The organism is Streptomyces sp. NPDC006624 (genome assembly GCF_040611555.1).
Lineage (GTDB): Bacteria > Actinomycetota > Actinomycetes > Streptomycetales > Streptomycetaceae > Streptomyces.
Genome location: NZ_JBEXOM010000032.1, coordinates 30,588 through 43,745, shown reverse-complemented (window position 1 = coordinate 43,745; position 13,158 = coordinate 30,588). Strand labels below are relative to the sequence as shown.

Genomic DNA, 13,158 nt, shown 5'->3' with positions numbered 1-13,158 from the left:
AGTCAGGGGTGTTGACGGTGTCGTGATATCGCCGGACTGTAATGGACATGCCGACTATTCGAGCGCGTCTGCTGGTCGTCCTGGCCGTCCTCCTCGGCTCGCTCCCGGTGGCGGGCGTCCCACCGGCCGCCGCCGCGCCGCCCTCCGGCTCCCTCTGGTTCGACGACCCCGCCGTCACCGTGCACGACGGCCGCCTCACCGACGCCCACGGCCGCGAGATCGTGCTGCGCGGCTACAACGTCTCCGGCGAGACCAAGCTCGCCGAGAACAACGGCCTGCCCTTCGCCTCGGTCGCCGACGCCCGCACCTCGGCGGCCGCGCTGCGCGCCCTGGGCGGCGGCAACACCGTCCGCTTCCTGCTCTCCTGGGCCTACGCCGAGCCCGAGCGCGGCCGGGTGGACACGGCCTACCTGGCCGCCGCCACCGACCAGATCAAGGCCTTCCTCGACGCCGGCCTGCGCGTCTACCCCGACTTCCACCAGGACCTCCACTCCCGGTACCTGTTCGACGCCGACAGCTGGTACACCGGCGACGGCGCGCCCCGATGGGCGGTCGACGCCGGTGACTATCCCGACGAGTCCTGCGGCATCTGCCTCTTCTGGGGGCAGAACATCACCCAGAACGAGGCGGTGAAGCGGGCGTCGTACGACTTCTGGCACAACGCGCACGGCGTGCAGGACGCCTTCCTCGCCACCGCCGGGAAGACCCTGGCCCACCTGCGCCGGCACCTGAGCGACGACCAGTTCGAGGGCATCGCCGGCTTCGACCCCTACAACGAGCCGCACGCGGGGACGTACGACTCCGGGCAGACCAGCCGCGCCTGGGAGAAGGACGTGCTGTGGCCGTTCTACGAGAGGTTCCGGGCCCGCATGGACGCGGCCGGCTGGCGCGACAAGCCCGCCTTCGTCGAGCCGAACCTCTTCTGGAACGCCAACCTCGACTTCCAGCGGCAGGAGGGCGGCCTGCTCGACGCCGGCGAGCTGGGACCGCGCTACGTCTTCAACACCCACTTCTACGACCAGAAGGCCATCTCGGGCGTCTTCATGTGGGGCAAGGCGGCCGACGGGCAGTACGCGAACGACTTCCGCACGGTCCGCGACCGGGCCGCCGCGGCCCGGACGGCCGCCGTGGTCAGCGAGTTCGGGCACCCGCTGGCGGGAGCCGTCGCCGACAAGGCGCCGACCGTCCTGAAGGCGATGTACCAGGCACTCGACTCCCGTCTCAAGGGCGCCGACTGGTGGAACGACCCGGCGGCCTCCGGACCGGTCCTGTCCGGCTCCCAGTGGCAGTGGGACATCTACCACGGCCGCCACCGCGAGCTGATGAACGGCAACCCGGACAAGGTCCGCACCGAGGGCGACGCCTGGAACGACGAGGACCTGTCCGCCGTGCGCCTCGACGACTCCGGCAGGCCCGTGCTGCGCCAGGACGCCCGGCTCCTGGATCGCCTCTACCCGAGCGCCACGGCGGGTACGACGGTCGGCTTCACCTACGAGGACCGCTCCCGTGACGGCTCGGCCACCCTGACCTGGAACCCGGTGCCGCGTTCGCTGCCGCACGTACGGCAGCTGGTGGGGTCCGGGCAGTACGGGCTGCTGCTGTGGCGCTCCAACGGCACTGCGGCGCCCACCGAACTGCATCTGCCGGCGAGTTTCCCCGCCGCGTCCACCACGGTCGTCTCCGACCTCGGCACGGTGCACGCCCCGCCCGCCTACGGCTCCACGACCCCCGTCGGCGTGGCACCGGAACCCGGCGGCACGGGAAGCCGCCGCCTGCTGCTCACCGCGCCCGACGCGGGCGTCGCGCACTTCGCGCTGGTGACCAACGGGGCGACGGCTCCCCCGGCGGACCTGCTCGCCGCCGCCCGCTCCGAGCTGGCGGCGTGGGCGGCGAGGGAGGTCAGTTAGCCGCCGGACCCGTCCAGTCGGACCGGACGTGACCGAGCCGGACGCGCTGCGGATGGTCACCGACCGGTACGGACACGACCTTCCTCCCGGTGGCGAAGTCGATGGCCGTGACCTGGTCGGTGCCGCTCTCGGAGACCACGCAGGACCTGCCGTCACCGCTGACCGTGGCCCAGTAGGGCTTGGAGGCGGTGACGAGCGGGCCCTCCTCCAGCGTGGCGCGGTCGACGACCGTGGCGTAGTCGTCCATCGTGCCCGCGACGCACAGTTTGCGGCCGTCGGGGCTCATCGAGATGCCGTGGTGGCGCGAGTCGTTGACGAACGAGGTGCGGTCGTCGCTGGTCGCCGGGTTCTTCGGCAGGGTCTTGGTGCGGGTGATCCGGTCGGCGGCGACGTCGTACTCGAAGAAGCCGTTGAAGAAGGACACCTGGAAGTACAGCTTCGACTCGTCGGGCGAGAACACGGCCGGCCGCACCGCGTCGGAGTGGTCCTTCAGGCCGAGCGCGTCCAGGTGCGGGCGCATGTCGATGACCTTGACCTGCTTGAACGTGGTCGCGTCGACGACGGTGATGCGCCGGTCGCCCTTCGTCCAGTCCAGCCAGGGGGCGTCGGTCTGGGTGTTCACGTCGCCGATCGCCATGTTGTAGAGGTACTTGCCGTCCCGCGTGAAGATGTTCTCGTGCGGCTTGTCGCCGGTGGCGAACCTGCCCAGTTCCTTCCCGGTGACGATGTCGAGCACATGGACGGTGTTCGAGGTCGACGCCGACACCGCGACCCGTGTGCCGTCGGGGGAGACGGCCATGTGGTCGGAGCGGTAACCGGACACCGGGAAGCGCCAGTTGACGGCGCCGGTGGCCAGGTCGATGGAGACGACGTCGGCGAAGCTCGGCCGGGACACGACCACGGAGGTGCCGTCCGGCGTGGAGTACATGTCGTCGACGAACTGGTCGTGGCCCTCGCCGACGCTGTTGCGGATGGCCATGAAGTAGATCCACTTGATCGGGTCGGCGTTGATCTCCGCCATCCGCCGGTCCTTGTCGGGGATGACGTCGATCCGGCCGATCTTCCCGAAGTCACCGGTCGATCCGATGACGTCGGCGGTGCCGTCCCAGTTGTTGCCCACGAACATCACCTCGCGCAGCGCGGCGGAGGAGTCCGGGGCGGCCTGGGCCGCGGGCACGGCGGCGGTCAGGGCGAGGGCGGCGGTCAGGGAGCACAGGTGCCGTCGTCGGAAGACGGGCATGGCTGATCCCTCCTCGGAGGTGGGGTGAGGAATCTGAACACGCGTGCTTTCACAGTCAACTTACTGCAAAGTAAGGAGGGGGCGGCCTTCTCCACAAGACCGCGTGCACGACAAAATCGGTGTTCGACCGAAGAGCGTGTGTGTACGAGGGAAGGGGGAGCCCGTTGCCGGGCAGGCTCAGAGCACCGACCGGCCGTTACGGCGGCAAGACCGCCGCGGAGCGGCAGGCCGAGCGGCGCCGGCGGTTCCTCGACGCCGGGCTCCAGCTCTTCGGGGACACCCCCGGCTTCCGCGCCACCACGGTCGCCGCCCTCAGCGAGGCGGCCGGGCTGTCCACCCGTCAGTTCTACGAGGAGTTCCGCACCCTGGAGGACGTGCTCGCCGCGCTGCACCTCCAGGTCAACGGCTGGGCGGAGGCGGCGGTGCGGGAGGCTGCCGCGGGCGCGGCCCGGCTGCCGCTGGCCGAACGCGTCACCGCGATCTTCAGCGCCTACGCGGGCAACCTCGCCGCCGACCCGCGCCGGATGCGCATCGCGTTCGTCGAGATCATCGGCGTCAGCCCGCGCCTGGAGGAGCAGCGGCTCGCCCGCCGGGCCGGCTGGGTCGACCTCATCTGTGCCGAGGCCGAGGCGGCCGCGGCGCGCGAGGACGCCGCACCCCGCGACTACCGTCTCGCGGCGACGGGTTTCATCGGCAGCGTCAACGGCCTGCTCCACGACTGGAGCGCCGGCTGGGTGGACGCGACGCTGGACGAGGTGGTCGACGAGTTGGTCCGCCAACTGCTGGGGATCCTGCGTCCGCCCGGCTGGGAGGCGCCGGGGTGACGACGCGGGAGGCCGAGGCGACACCCGCGGTCCCTCCGCGCGTCGCGCTCACCGGCCTTGGGGCGACCTCACCCGCACGGGGCCTGCGGAGTGGAACGCGGCAGCCGCAGCACTCCGTCCACCGTCCGGCCCGCTCGTGCCTCCTCGCTGAGCACCGTGAGCCGCTCCAGGAGGGAGTGCCCTTCGCACAGCACGGTCTCGTGCCCGCCGTAGGACTCCAGGTTGACCACGGCCGCCTCCACGTGGCCGATCTCGGCGACCAGCAGGGGCACGCCTTCGGCGCCGCGTGCGAGCGCGGCGCCGGCCCGGGCGTAGAGCAGGGGCAGCAGTGCGGCTCCGCTGGCGTTGCCGATCGTCTGCGGGTCCGCGTCGCTCTCCGCTTCCAGGCACCGCCGGGCGTGTTCGATCACGCGGGTCAGGGTCCGGAAGTCGGCGCGGGTCAGCTCGAATGCGAGGAGATCGTTCTCCGGCGGTGGTGCGGGTGCAGGCCGTCTTCGTCTCCGCCCCCAAGGCATTGCTGGCCCCCATCCCATCCGATCGATCAAGGCGGTGCGTGCTGCCGGGAGGTCCCGCGCCGGTGCGAGCCGACGCGGGCGTCCCGTCGCGCGGCCGGTAGAGCATCGTCCCGCCGCACGGATGGTGCGCGGTTACCCGGGACGGCAGGCCGGCACTCCTGCGGCAAGCCAAGGTCGGACGTTTCACGCAGACCTTGTGACGGAAGGCCGACGCAAACGATCGAGAGCAACCGGCCTCAGACTACTGCGCCTGCCGGAAATTTTCTTGTCACATGACAAATTGTCAGGCCGGGGTGACGCCGGCCTGCCGATGACGCCGGCCTGCCGAGGTACGGGGGAGGCGGTGAGGGCGAGGTGCTCCGCCTGCGCGAGGGCACGCCCCGCGGTCCTGGAGCCCGGCCCTCACCGCACCGGCGACATCACGGCGTGCAGCGCCCGGGTGCGCGCAGCACGCACCGTCCGCACCGCGCCCGGGGGCACGGCCGCTCCTACGCCCGGGGGCACGGCCGCTCCTACTCGTCCCAGGCCTGGACCAGGGTCTGCTCGGTGATCTTGCCGTCGCGCAGCGAGAGCATCGACTCGGACAGGACGCGCACCCCGTCCGCGTACCGGCAGCTCTCGCTGTAGGCGGCCTGATCGCCCTGGATGACGCAGTTCTCCAGCTTGTGCGACATGTCGCGGCTGTAGACGTCCTCCAGCATCCGGCCGATCTCCTCCCGGCCGTGCAGCACCTTGGGGTGGCTGGGCTGGGTCATGCGGTCCACGATGCGCAGCTCCGCGTCGTCGGCGTAGAGGGAGAGCAGGATCTCCGGCGTCTGCCCCTCCACGCCCCGGCGCAGGGTCTCCCGGTCGAAGCCGGGCTCTGCCGCTGTTCCCATGACGACCTCCTTCGACGGGCCGCGACCCGGTCGGCAGCGGGCCGCGGAAGGCCTCTCCTCCCGAGGCTCCTCCGGCCCGGCGGCGTCGGCAAGCGCTGGGCCTGACGGGTGAGGGCGGCCGTCCGCCCGTGTCCGCCGGGGACCCGCCCGCGTTGCGCTGGGCATGATCTCAACACGACGTATCGCCGCCGCCGTTGGTCTCGCCGTGGGTGTCACCGGCCTCGCCGCCCCGATGGCGCAGGCGGCCGACGCGGAGGCGAAGAGCCGGCTCAGCCCGGTCTCCGCACTCGACTCGCTGGCCGTGAGCGACATCCCCGCCGCGCACAAGGACGAGATCCCGCGGCCGTCCTCCCAGCTGGCCGGGCTCAACCGCCTCAACGACCTCAAGCAGCTGAACCAGGTCGCCGGACTGGTCTCCCCGGTCTTCGGTTTCGTCCCCAACGTGCGCTGACGGCCGCAACGCGCCGAGGGCCGCCCCGGCCGGGGCGGCCCTCACGCATGCCGGGGCGCTCAGTCCGCCGCGGCCAGGAACTGCGTCGCCGCCAGCTCGGCGTAGAGCGGATCGGCGGTCACCAGCTCACGGTGGGTGCCGACGGCCCGCACCCGGCCCGCGTCCATCACGACGATCCGGTCGGCCATCGTCACCGTCGACAGCCGGTGCGCCACCACGAGCACCGTGGTCGTGCGGGCCACGTCGGCGACCGTGTCGCGCAGCGCCGCCTCGTTCACCGCGTCCAGCTGCGAGGTCGCCTCGTCGAGCAGCAGCAGCCTCGGGCGCCGCAGCAGCGCCCGGGCGATGGCGACGCGCTGCCGCTCGCCGCCGGACAGCTTGGTGCCGCGGTGCCCGACGAGCGTGTCGAGACCGTTCGGCAGCCGGTCCACCAGCCCGTCGAGCCGGGTGGTCTTCAGCACCCCCGTGAGGGCGCTCTCGTCCGCCTCCGGGTTGCCCAGCAGCAGGTTGTCCCGCAGGGAGCCCGACAGCACCGGCGCGTCCTGCTCCACGTAGCCGATGGCGGCGCGCAGGGCGGTCAGGTCCCAGTCGGCCAGGTCCCGGCCGTCGAGCGTGATCACCCCGGAGTCGGGGTCGTAGAACCGCTCGATCAGCGAGAAGACGGTGGTCTTGCCCGCCCCGGACGGGCCCACGAACGCCGTCATGCCCTGGGCGGGCACGGTGAACGTCACCCCGTGGTGGACGTGGGGCAGATCGTCGGCGTAGCGGAAGCGGACGTCCTCGAAGGCCAGTTCCGCGGGCCGGGCGCCGGTGGCGGGCAGCGGCGCGTGGGAGACGGCCGGCTCGGCGGGCAGCCGCAGCGCCTCCTGGATGCGGGTGAGGGCCGCGGCGCCCGTCTGGTACTGCGTGACGGCGCCGACGACCTGCTGTATCGGCGACATCAGGTAGAAGACGTACAGCAGGAACGCCACCAGCGTGCCCACGTCGACCGCGCCGGTCGCCACCCGCGCGCCGCCCACCGCGAGCACCGTGATGAACGCGATCTGCATGGCCAGCCCCGCCGTGTTGCCCGCGGCGGCCGACCACTTGGCGGCCCGCACGCTCTGCCGCCACGACTCCTGCGCCGCCTCGTGCAGCGTGATCTCCTCGCGGTGCTCGGCGCCGGACGCCTTCACCGTGCGCAGCGCGCCGAGGATCCGCTCCAGCGAGGCACCCATCACCCCCACCGCGTCCTGTGCCCGCCGGCTCGCCTTGTTGATGCGCGGCACGATCACACCGAGGACCACGCCCGCGCCCAGGATCACCGCCAGCGTGACGCCCAGCAGCACGGCGTCCACCAGGCCCATCATCACCACCGTCGCCACGAGCGTGAGCCCGCCCGTGCCGAGACCGACCAGCGAGTCGGTGGTGACCGCGCGCAGCAGGGTCGTGTCGGAGGTGATGCGGGCCATCAGGTCCCCGGGCTCGCTGCGGTCCACGGCCGTGATGCGCAGCCGCAGCAGATACGACGACAGCGCCCGCCGCGCGCCGAGCACGACCGACTCGGCGGTGCGCTGCAGCACGTACGAACCCAGCGCCCCCACCGCGGCGTTGGCCACGACCAGGGCCGACATCGCCAGCAGCGCGCCCGTGATGGCGCGGTCGTGCGACAGGTCGTCGATCAGCCCTTGCGCCACGAGCGGCAGCAGCAGCCCGGTCGCCCCGGTGACCAGCGACAGCACGGCGCCGGCGGCCAGCGCCCAGCGGTGCGGGCGTACGTATCCGAGGAGCAGTCGCCAGGCGGGCGCGGCGGTCTCGGTCTCTGCGATGCTCACGTCGCTCCTTCGGCGTCGGGCGGAGCGTTCAGGCTACGTCGGTGCCGACCCGTGCGGCCTGCCCTTTTCGGGTAGCGGCAGGTGGCCGGTCCGCGCCCGTTACCGATCAGTCGCGCGTAGGGTCGGGAGGGAACGGACCCCCGGCCGACGAAGGAGTCAGCGCATGGCCCAGGAAGTACGCGGTGTGATCGCACCAGGCAAGGACGAGCCGGTGCGGATCGAGACCATCGTCGTGCCCGACCCCGGCCCCGGCGAGGCCGTCGTGCGCGTCCAGGCCTGCGGGGTCTGCCACACCGACCTGCACTACAAGCAGGGCGCCATCAACGACGACTTCCCGTTCCTGCTCGGCCACGAGGCCGCGGGCGTGGTCGAGGAGGTCGGCGACGGCGTCACCGACGTGGCGCCCGGCGACTTCGTGATCCTCAACTGGCGCGCGGTGTGCGGCAGGTGCCGGGCCTGTCTGCGCGGACGGCCCTGGTACTGCTTCGACACCCACAACGCCCGGCAGAAGATGACCCTGACGGACGGCACCGAGCTTTCCCCGGCCCTCGGCATCGGCGCGTTCGCCGACAAGACGCTGGTCGCGGCCGGGCAGTGCACCAAGGTCGACCCGGCGGTCGCGCCGCAGGTGGCCGGGCTGCTGGGCTGCGGTGTCATGGCCGGCATCGGCGCCGCGATCAACACCGGCGACGTGGGCCGCGGCGACTCGGTCGCCGTCATCGGCTGCGGCGGTGTCGGTGACGCGGCCGTCGCCGGGTCCCGCCTGGCCGGGGCGGCGACGATCATCGCCGTCGACATCGACGACCGCAAGCTCGAGACGGCCCGCTCCATGGGCGCCACCCACACCGTCAACTCGCGCACGACCGACCCCGTCGAGGCCATCCGCGAACTGACCGGCGGCTTCGGCGCCGACGTCGTCATCGAGGCCGTGGGCCGCCCGGAGACCTACAAGCAGGCGTTCTACGCCCGTGACCTCGCCGGCACGGTCGTCCTCGTCGGTGTCCCCACCCCGGAGATGAAGCTCGAACTGCCCCTGCTCGACGTGTTCGGCCGCGGCGGGGCGCTGAAGTCCAGCTGGTACGGGGACTGCCTGCCCTCCCGCGACTTCCCCATGCTGATCGACCTGCATCTGCAGGGACGCCTGGACCTGGGCGCCTTCGTCACCGAGACCATCGGGCTGGGCGAGGTGGAGAAGGCGTTCGAGCGGATGCACCAGGGCGACGTGCTGCGCTCGGTGGTGGTGCTGTGATGACGACCCGTATCGAACACCTCGTCACCTCCGGGCAGTTCACCCTCGACGGCGGCACCTGGGATGTCGACAACAACGTCTGGATCGTCGGCGACGACCACGAGGCGGTCGTCATCGACGCCGCCCACGACGCCGACGCCATCGCCGAGGCCGTCGGCGACCGCCGGCTGACCGCGATCGTGTGCACCCACGCCCACAACGACCACATCGACGCCGCCCCCGCGCTCGCCGACCGCACCGGCGCCACCATCTGGCTGCACCGCGACGACCTGCCGCTGTGGAAGCAGACCCACCCGGACCGCGAGCCCGACGCCTGGCTGGCCGACGGCCAGGTCATCGAGGCCGGCGGCGCCGACCTGCGGGTGATCCACACCCCGGGGCACGCGCCGGGTGCCGTCTGCCTGTACGACCCGGGACTGGGCACCGTCTTCACCGGCGACACGCTCTTCCAGGGCGGCCCCGGCGCCACCGGCCGTTCCTTCTCGCACTTCCCGACGATCATCGACTCGATCCGCGACCGGCTGCTCACCCTGCCGCCCGGGACCGAGGTGCGCACCGGCCACGGCGACTCCACGACCATCGGCGCGGAGGCCCCGCACCTCCAGGAGTGGATCGCCCGGGGGCACTGATCCGTGTCGCCCGTAAAAGGCGACAGAAGATGTCCGGCTTCCCCGGCACCCTGAGAGCGGCACACAGTCGAGGGCACGGGAGGCCGGACATGTCAGCTTCACTCGAGGGCAAGGTCGCACTGGTCGCGGGAGCGACCCGGGGCGCGGGGCGGGGGATCGCCGTGGAACTCGGCGCGGCCGGCGCCACCGTCTACGTCACCGGCCGCACCACCCGCGCCCGCCGCTCGGAGTACGACCGCCCGGAGACCATCGAGGACACCGCCGACCTGGTCACCGAGGCGGGCGGCCGGGGCATCGCCGTCCCCACCGACCACCTCGACCCCGCGCAGGTGCGCGCCCTGGTCGACCGCATCGCGGAGGAGCGGGGCCGCCTCGACGTCCTCGTCAACGACATCTGGGGCGGCGAGAAGCTCTTCGAGTGGGACGCCCCGCTGTGGGAGCACGACCTCGACAACGGCCTGCGCCTGCTCCGGCTCGCCGTCGAGACGCACGCCGTCACCAGCCACCACGCCCTGCCGCTGCTGCTGCGCCGTCCCGGCGGCCTGGTCGTCGAGGTCACCGACGGCACCGCCGACTACAACGCCGGCACCTACCGCGTGAACTTCTTCTACGACCTCGCCAAGGCCTCCGTCCTGCGCATGGCCTTCGCCCTGGGGCACGAACTCGGACCGCGCGGTGCCACCGCCGTCGCCCTCACCCCCGGCTGGATGCGTTCGGAGATCATGCTGGAGGGCTTCGGGGTGCGGGAGGACAACTGGCGCGACGCCCTGGAGCAGGTCCCGCACTTCGCCATCTCGGAGACCCCGCGCTACGTCGGCCGGGCCGTCGCCGCCCTCGCCGCCGACCCGGACGTGGCGCGCTTCAACGGCCGCTCCCTGTCCAGCGGCGGCCTCGCCCGGGAGTACGGCTTCACCGACCTCGACGGCAGCCGCCCGGACGCCTGGCGCTACCTGGTCGAGGTCCAGGACGCGGGCAAGCCCGCCGACACGACCGGCTACCGCTGACCCGTACGCTTCCGCCCACGGTGGGAAATGTCACTGATTCGTCCCAACCCCCGCCGGCCGCACAACCGAAGCGGCCGCCCGTCCGTCTAGGTGGCAGGGATCGCAACCATGTGACCACTTCCGCGAAAAGGCAGGACCCACCATGGGGGACGTACGCAGACGGGGCGCCGTCGCACTCGGGATCACCGGACTCGTGGCTCCGCTCACGCTCGCGCTCGGTGCCACGCCGGCGCAGGCCGCGAGCTGCACCACGCAGACCGGCCCGTACCAGAAGCAGGTGGAGAAGTTCCTCGGCCGCCCGGTCGACGGCAAGCAGTCCGCCGCCGACTGCAAGGCGATCCGCGCCTTCCAGACCAAGCACGGCATCTCCCCGAACATCGGCTACGCCGGTCCCATCACCTGGGGGGTGATGGACCTGATGCAGAAGCAGAAGGCCGTCGGGAGCAATCCCAACAAGGACGGCAAGTGCCCGGTGAACAAGGGCCGGATCGCCTGTGTGAACCTGACGCTCCAGCTGAGCTGGATCCAGGACGGCAAGAAGCTCGTCTACGGCCCCGTCCCGGTCCGCACCGGCCGTGACGGCTACGAGACGCGCACCGGCCTGAAGAAGGTCTACTGGCGCAACATCGACCACGTGTCGACCATCTACGACGTGCCGATGCCGTACGCCCAGTTCTTCGACGGCGGCCAGGCCTTCCACTCGGTCGGCGTCAGCATGTGGAACCCGCCGGGCTCGCACGGCTGCGTCAACATGACCAAGACCGACGCCAAGAAGTACTGGTCGCTGCTGAAGAAGGGCGACGACGTCTTCGTGTACGGCCGCAAGCCGGGCACCTGATCCCTTGCTCCCTCCGAATCCCCGGTGACGGGCCCGTATGAGGCCCGTCACCGGGGAGCGGGAGACGTGAACAGGCTCACGTTTACCGGCAGATGGACGTGATCAGCAACACTGTCCGGAATGCCCGATTTCCTCGTGATTACTCACATCGTCTTCACCTTGGGCGACGTATGCTTCACAACATGTCCACCACTGTTGAAACCTCTTCCGAGCGATCGGCTGACGAGGTCAACGAGGAGATCCGCGCGCTGTGGCGCCGGTCGGGCGGGACACTGAGCGTCGAGCAGCGCGAGGAGTACCAGCGCCTCGTCATGGAGTGGGCCACCGCGGCCCCGCAGTCGTCGCCGGCGGCCTGACCCCCAGACGGAGTCCGGCCGCGCCCCGCGCGCCCCTCCCTCATCCCCAAGTGGCCGAGTAGTGCTGCCGGTACGCCTTGCGGTCCTGCTCCGCCCGGATCCACCGGGTGGCCACCAGCGCGAGGAGACTGCCCGCGATGACGAGCAGGCCCGGGCCGACGTTGCGCGGGTCGGCGAGACGGTTCACCAGCGACGAGACGTCCTCGCCCGTCACCGGCACCGAGGAGCCGGGCGAGGCCGCCGCCGCACCCTGCGACGCCGACGGCGCGGGCGCGGCTCCGGTGCCGCCGGTCTGCTTGGACACGATCAGCTTGACCTTCAATTCGGTCAGCGCCTTCGTCACCGGCTGGAAGAACGTCGTCCCGCCCGCCGTGCAGTCGCCGCTGCCGCCCGAGGTCACGCCGAGCGCGATGCCGTCGGCGAACATCGGGCCGCCGCTGTCGCCCGGTTCGGCGCACACGTCGGTCTCGATGAGGCCGGTGACCGTGCCCTCGGGGTAGTTGACCGTGGCGTTGAGCGCGGTCACCTCACCCTCGCGCAGACCGCTCGTGCTGCCGCTGCGGAAGATCCTCTGCCCGACCTCCGGATCGGCCAGGCCCGTGATCCGCACGCCCTTGCCGTCTCCGATCGACACCACGTCAGCGCCCTTGCCCGCGCGGCCGCCGTCGTACTTCACCAGGGAGTAGTCGTCTCCGGGGAAGCTCCCCCGGAGCGAGGTGCCGACCTGCTCCCGGCCCCGGTCGTCGGCGAACCAGTCCGAACCGTCGGGTCCGCAGTGCCCGGCCGTGAGGATGTAGTCGCTCGTGCCGTCGGTGACGTTGAAGCCCGCCGAACAGCGCCCGGCGGTCGACAGGATCGGCTGCGCGCCGTTGAGCCGCGTCGTGAACGTGCCCTCGGTGCGCTCCATGCGCACGAAGCCGCCGATGCTCTCGGCGACCTCGGTCAGCCGCGACCAGTCGGAGGCGGAGACGGTCTCGTCGCCCCGGACCACCACCGCGTTGTTCTTGTAGTCCAGCGCCCACGAGGTCCCGGGCACCCTCGGCGCCGAACGCAGCGTAGCCGTCGCGGACTTGAGGTCGCTCATGCTGTGGCGGACCATCTTCGCCCGGGCCCCGGCGCGCTCGACCTCCGCCGCCGCCCGTTCGTCGGTGACCGCGACGACCGGCCGCCCGGCCGAGTCGACCCAGCTGCCCGCCGTACGCGTGGACCCCAGCCGCGACACGAGGTCCGTCCCCTTGCCCGCCGCCGGTGGCGCGGTGTACGGCACGCCGATGGACGGTCCCGGGGGCTCGCTCGCCACGGCGGTGGTGACCATCGCTCCTCCGAGGAGGAGTCCGCCGACGGCCGCCAGCCGTGTCACTCGCCGGACGACCCGTCGTCGTGCGTGCCTCATGCATGGCTCCCGAACCCGAACATCACGCTTCGAACACCGCGGGACCCCCGTCGAATCGAG

13 protein-coding genes are annotated in these 13,158 nt (G+C 71.8%); 8 read left to right on the top strand and 5 right to left on the bottom strand.

Features of this window, described 5'->3' with window-relative positions; genetic code table 11:
- Positions 1-41: 41 nt before the first annotated feature.
- Positions 42-1,907, top strand: a complete 1,866-nt coding sequence (locus ABZY20_RS34870; RefSeq protein ID WP_356447161.1) for a cellulase family glycosylhydrolase — start codon at positions 42-44, stop codon at positions 1,905-1,907.
- Here ABZY20_RS34870 and ABZY20_RS34865 read toward each other — a convergent pair.
- On the bottom strand, positions 1,900-3,147 hold the full coding sequence (locus ABZY20_RS34865; protein WP_356447159.1) for a YncE family protein: 1,248 nt from the start codon (positions 3,145-3,147) through the stop codon (positions 1,900-1,902). The two genes, ABZY20_RS34870 and ABZY20_RS34865, sit on opposite strands and share 8 nt — an antisense overlap.
- 164 nt (positions 3,148-3,311) lie before the next feature.
- On the opposite strand from ABZY20_RS34865, the gene ABZY20_RS34860 reads away from it, so the two are divergent.
- Complete coding sequence (locus ABZY20_RS34860; protein WP_356447157.1) at positions 3,312-3,971, top strand: TetR/AcrR family transcriptional regulator; 660 nt, start codon at positions 3,312-3,314, stop codon at positions 3,969-3,971.
- A 68-nt stretch (positions 3,972-4,039) separates the two neighbouring features.
- Here ABZY20_RS34860 and ABZY20_RS34855 read toward each other — a convergent pair whose 3' ends face one another.
- Positions 4,040-4,381 (bottom strand): hypothetical protein, encoded by a 342-nt coding sequence (locus tag ABZY20_RS34855; RefSeq protein WP_356447155.1) that lies wholly within the window; start codon positions 4,379-4,381, stop codon positions 4,040-4,042.
- 617 nt (positions 4,382-4,998) lie between these two features.
- Positions 4,999-5,364, bottom strand: a complete 366-nt coding sequence (locus ABZY20_RS34850) for a nuclear transport factor 2 family protein (protein WP_356447153.1) — start codon at positions 5,362-5,364, stop codon at positions 4,999-5,001.
- Positions 5,365-5,527: 163 nt separating this feature from the next.
- On the opposite strand from ABZY20_RS34850, the gene ABZY20_RS34845 reads away from it, so the two are divergent.
- Entirely contained in the window at positions 5,528-5,815 is a 288-nt protein-coding gene (locus ABZY20_RS34845) for a hypothetical protein (protein ID WP_356447151.1), read from the top strand.
- A 59-nt stretch (positions 5,816-5,874) separates the two neighbouring features.
- Here ABZY20_RS34845 and ABZY20_RS34840 read toward each other — a convergent pair whose 3' ends face one another.
- The gene (locus ABZY20_RS34840) at positions 5,875-7,629 is read right to left on the bottom strand and encodes an ABC transporter ATP-binding protein (protein WP_356447149.1); all 1,755 of its coding nucleotides are present in this window, start codon (positions 7,627-7,629) and stop codon (positions 5,875-5,877) included.
- A 163-nt stretch (positions 7,630-7,792) separates the two neighbouring features.
- On the opposite strand from ABZY20_RS34840, the gene ABZY20_RS34835 reads away from it, so the two are divergent.
- The 5 genes from ABZY20_RS34835 (at position 7,793) to ABZY20_RS34815 (ending at position 11,705) form a co-directional block, all read left to right on the top strand.
- Positions 7,793-8,878 carry an S-(hydroxymethyl)mycothiol dehydrogenase gene (locus ABZY20_RS34835; RefSeq protein ID WP_356447147.1) on the top strand — a complete coding sequence of 362 codons (1,086 nt, stop codon included), beginning with the start codon at positions 7,793-7,795 and terminating at the stop codon, positions 8,876-8,878.
- On the top strand, positions 8,878-9,507 hold the full coding sequence (locus tag ABZY20_RS34830) for an MBL fold metallo-hydrolase (RefSeq protein ID WP_356447146.1): 630 nt from the start codon (positions 8,878-8,880) through the stop codon (positions 9,505-9,507). Before ABZY20_RS34835 ends, ABZY20_RS34830 begins: the two co-directional genes overlap by 1 nt.
- Before the next feature lie 89 nt (positions 9,508-9,596).
- Positions 9,597-10,511, top strand: a complete 915-nt coding sequence (locus tag ABZY20_RS34825; RefSeq protein WP_356447144.1) for an SDR family oxidoreductase — start codon at positions 9,597-9,599, stop codon at positions 10,509-10,511.
- Between the two features lie 142 nt (positions 10,512-10,653).
- On the top strand, positions 10,654-11,349 hold the full coding sequence (locus tag ABZY20_RS34820; RefSeq protein ID WP_356447143.1) for a L,D-transpeptidase: 696 nt from the start codon (positions 10,654-10,656) through the stop codon (positions 11,347-11,349).
- Positions 11,350-11,519: 170 nt separating this feature from the next.
- A complete protein-coding gene (locus ABZY20_RS34815; RefSeq protein ID WP_356447141.1) occupies positions 11,520-11,705 on the top strand; it encodes a hypothetical protein in 186 nt (61 codons plus the stop codon).
- 40 nt (positions 11,706-11,745) lie between these two features.
- On the opposite strand, the gene ABZY20_RS34810 is transcribed toward ABZY20_RS34815, so the two are convergent.
- Entirely contained in the window at positions 11,746-13,098 is a 1,353-nt protein-coding gene (locus ABZY20_RS34810) for a S1 family peptidase (RefSeq protein WP_356447139.1), read from the bottom strand.
- Positions 13,099-13,158 lie beyond the last annotated feature (60 nt).

Excerpts from the sequence above, each read along its gene's own strand:
- ABZY20_RS34865 (WP_356447159.1), bottom strand. The coding sequence starts at position 3,147 with ATGCCCGTCTTCCGACGACGGCACCTGTGCTCCCTGACCGCCGCCCTC.
- ABZY20_RS34850 (WP_356447153.1), bottom strand. The coding sequence starts at position 5,364 with ATGGGAACAGCGGCAGAGCCCGGCTTCGACCGGGAGACCCTGCGCCGG.
- ABZY20_RS34845 (WP_356447151.1), top strand. The coding sequence starts at position 5,528 with ATGATCTCAACACGACGTATCGCCGCCGCCGTTGGTCTCGCCGTGGGT.
- ABZY20_RS34830 (WP_356447146.1), top strand. The coding sequence starts at position 8,878 with ATGACGACCCGTATCGAACACCTCGTCACCTCCGGGCAGTTCACCCTC.
- ABZY20_RS34835 (WP_356447147.1), top strand. The coding sequence starts at position 7,793 with ATGGCCCAGGAAGTACGCGGTGTGATCGCACCAGGCAAGGACGAGCCG.
- ABZY20_RS34870 (WP_356447161.1), top strand. The coding sequence starts at position 42 with ATGGACATGCCGACTATTCGAGCGCGTCTGCTGGTCGTCCTGGCCGTC.
- ABZY20_RS34825 (WP_356447144.1), top strand. The coding sequence starts at position 9,597 with ATGTCAGCTTCACTCGAGGGCAAGGTCGCACTGGTCGCGGGAGCGACC.
- ABZY20_RS34815 (WP_356447141.1), top strand. The coding sequence starts at position 11,520 with ATGCTTCACAACATGTCCACCACTGTTGAAACCTCTTCCGAGCGATCG.
- ABZY20_RS34810 (WP_356447139.1), bottom strand. The coding sequence starts at position 13,098 with ATGAGGCACGCACGACGACGGGTCGTCCGGCGAGTGACACGGCTGGCG.
- ABZY20_RS34820 (WP_356447143.1), top strand. The coding sequence starts at position 10,654 with ATGGGGGACGTACGCAGACGGGGCGCCGTCGCACTCGGGATCACCGGA.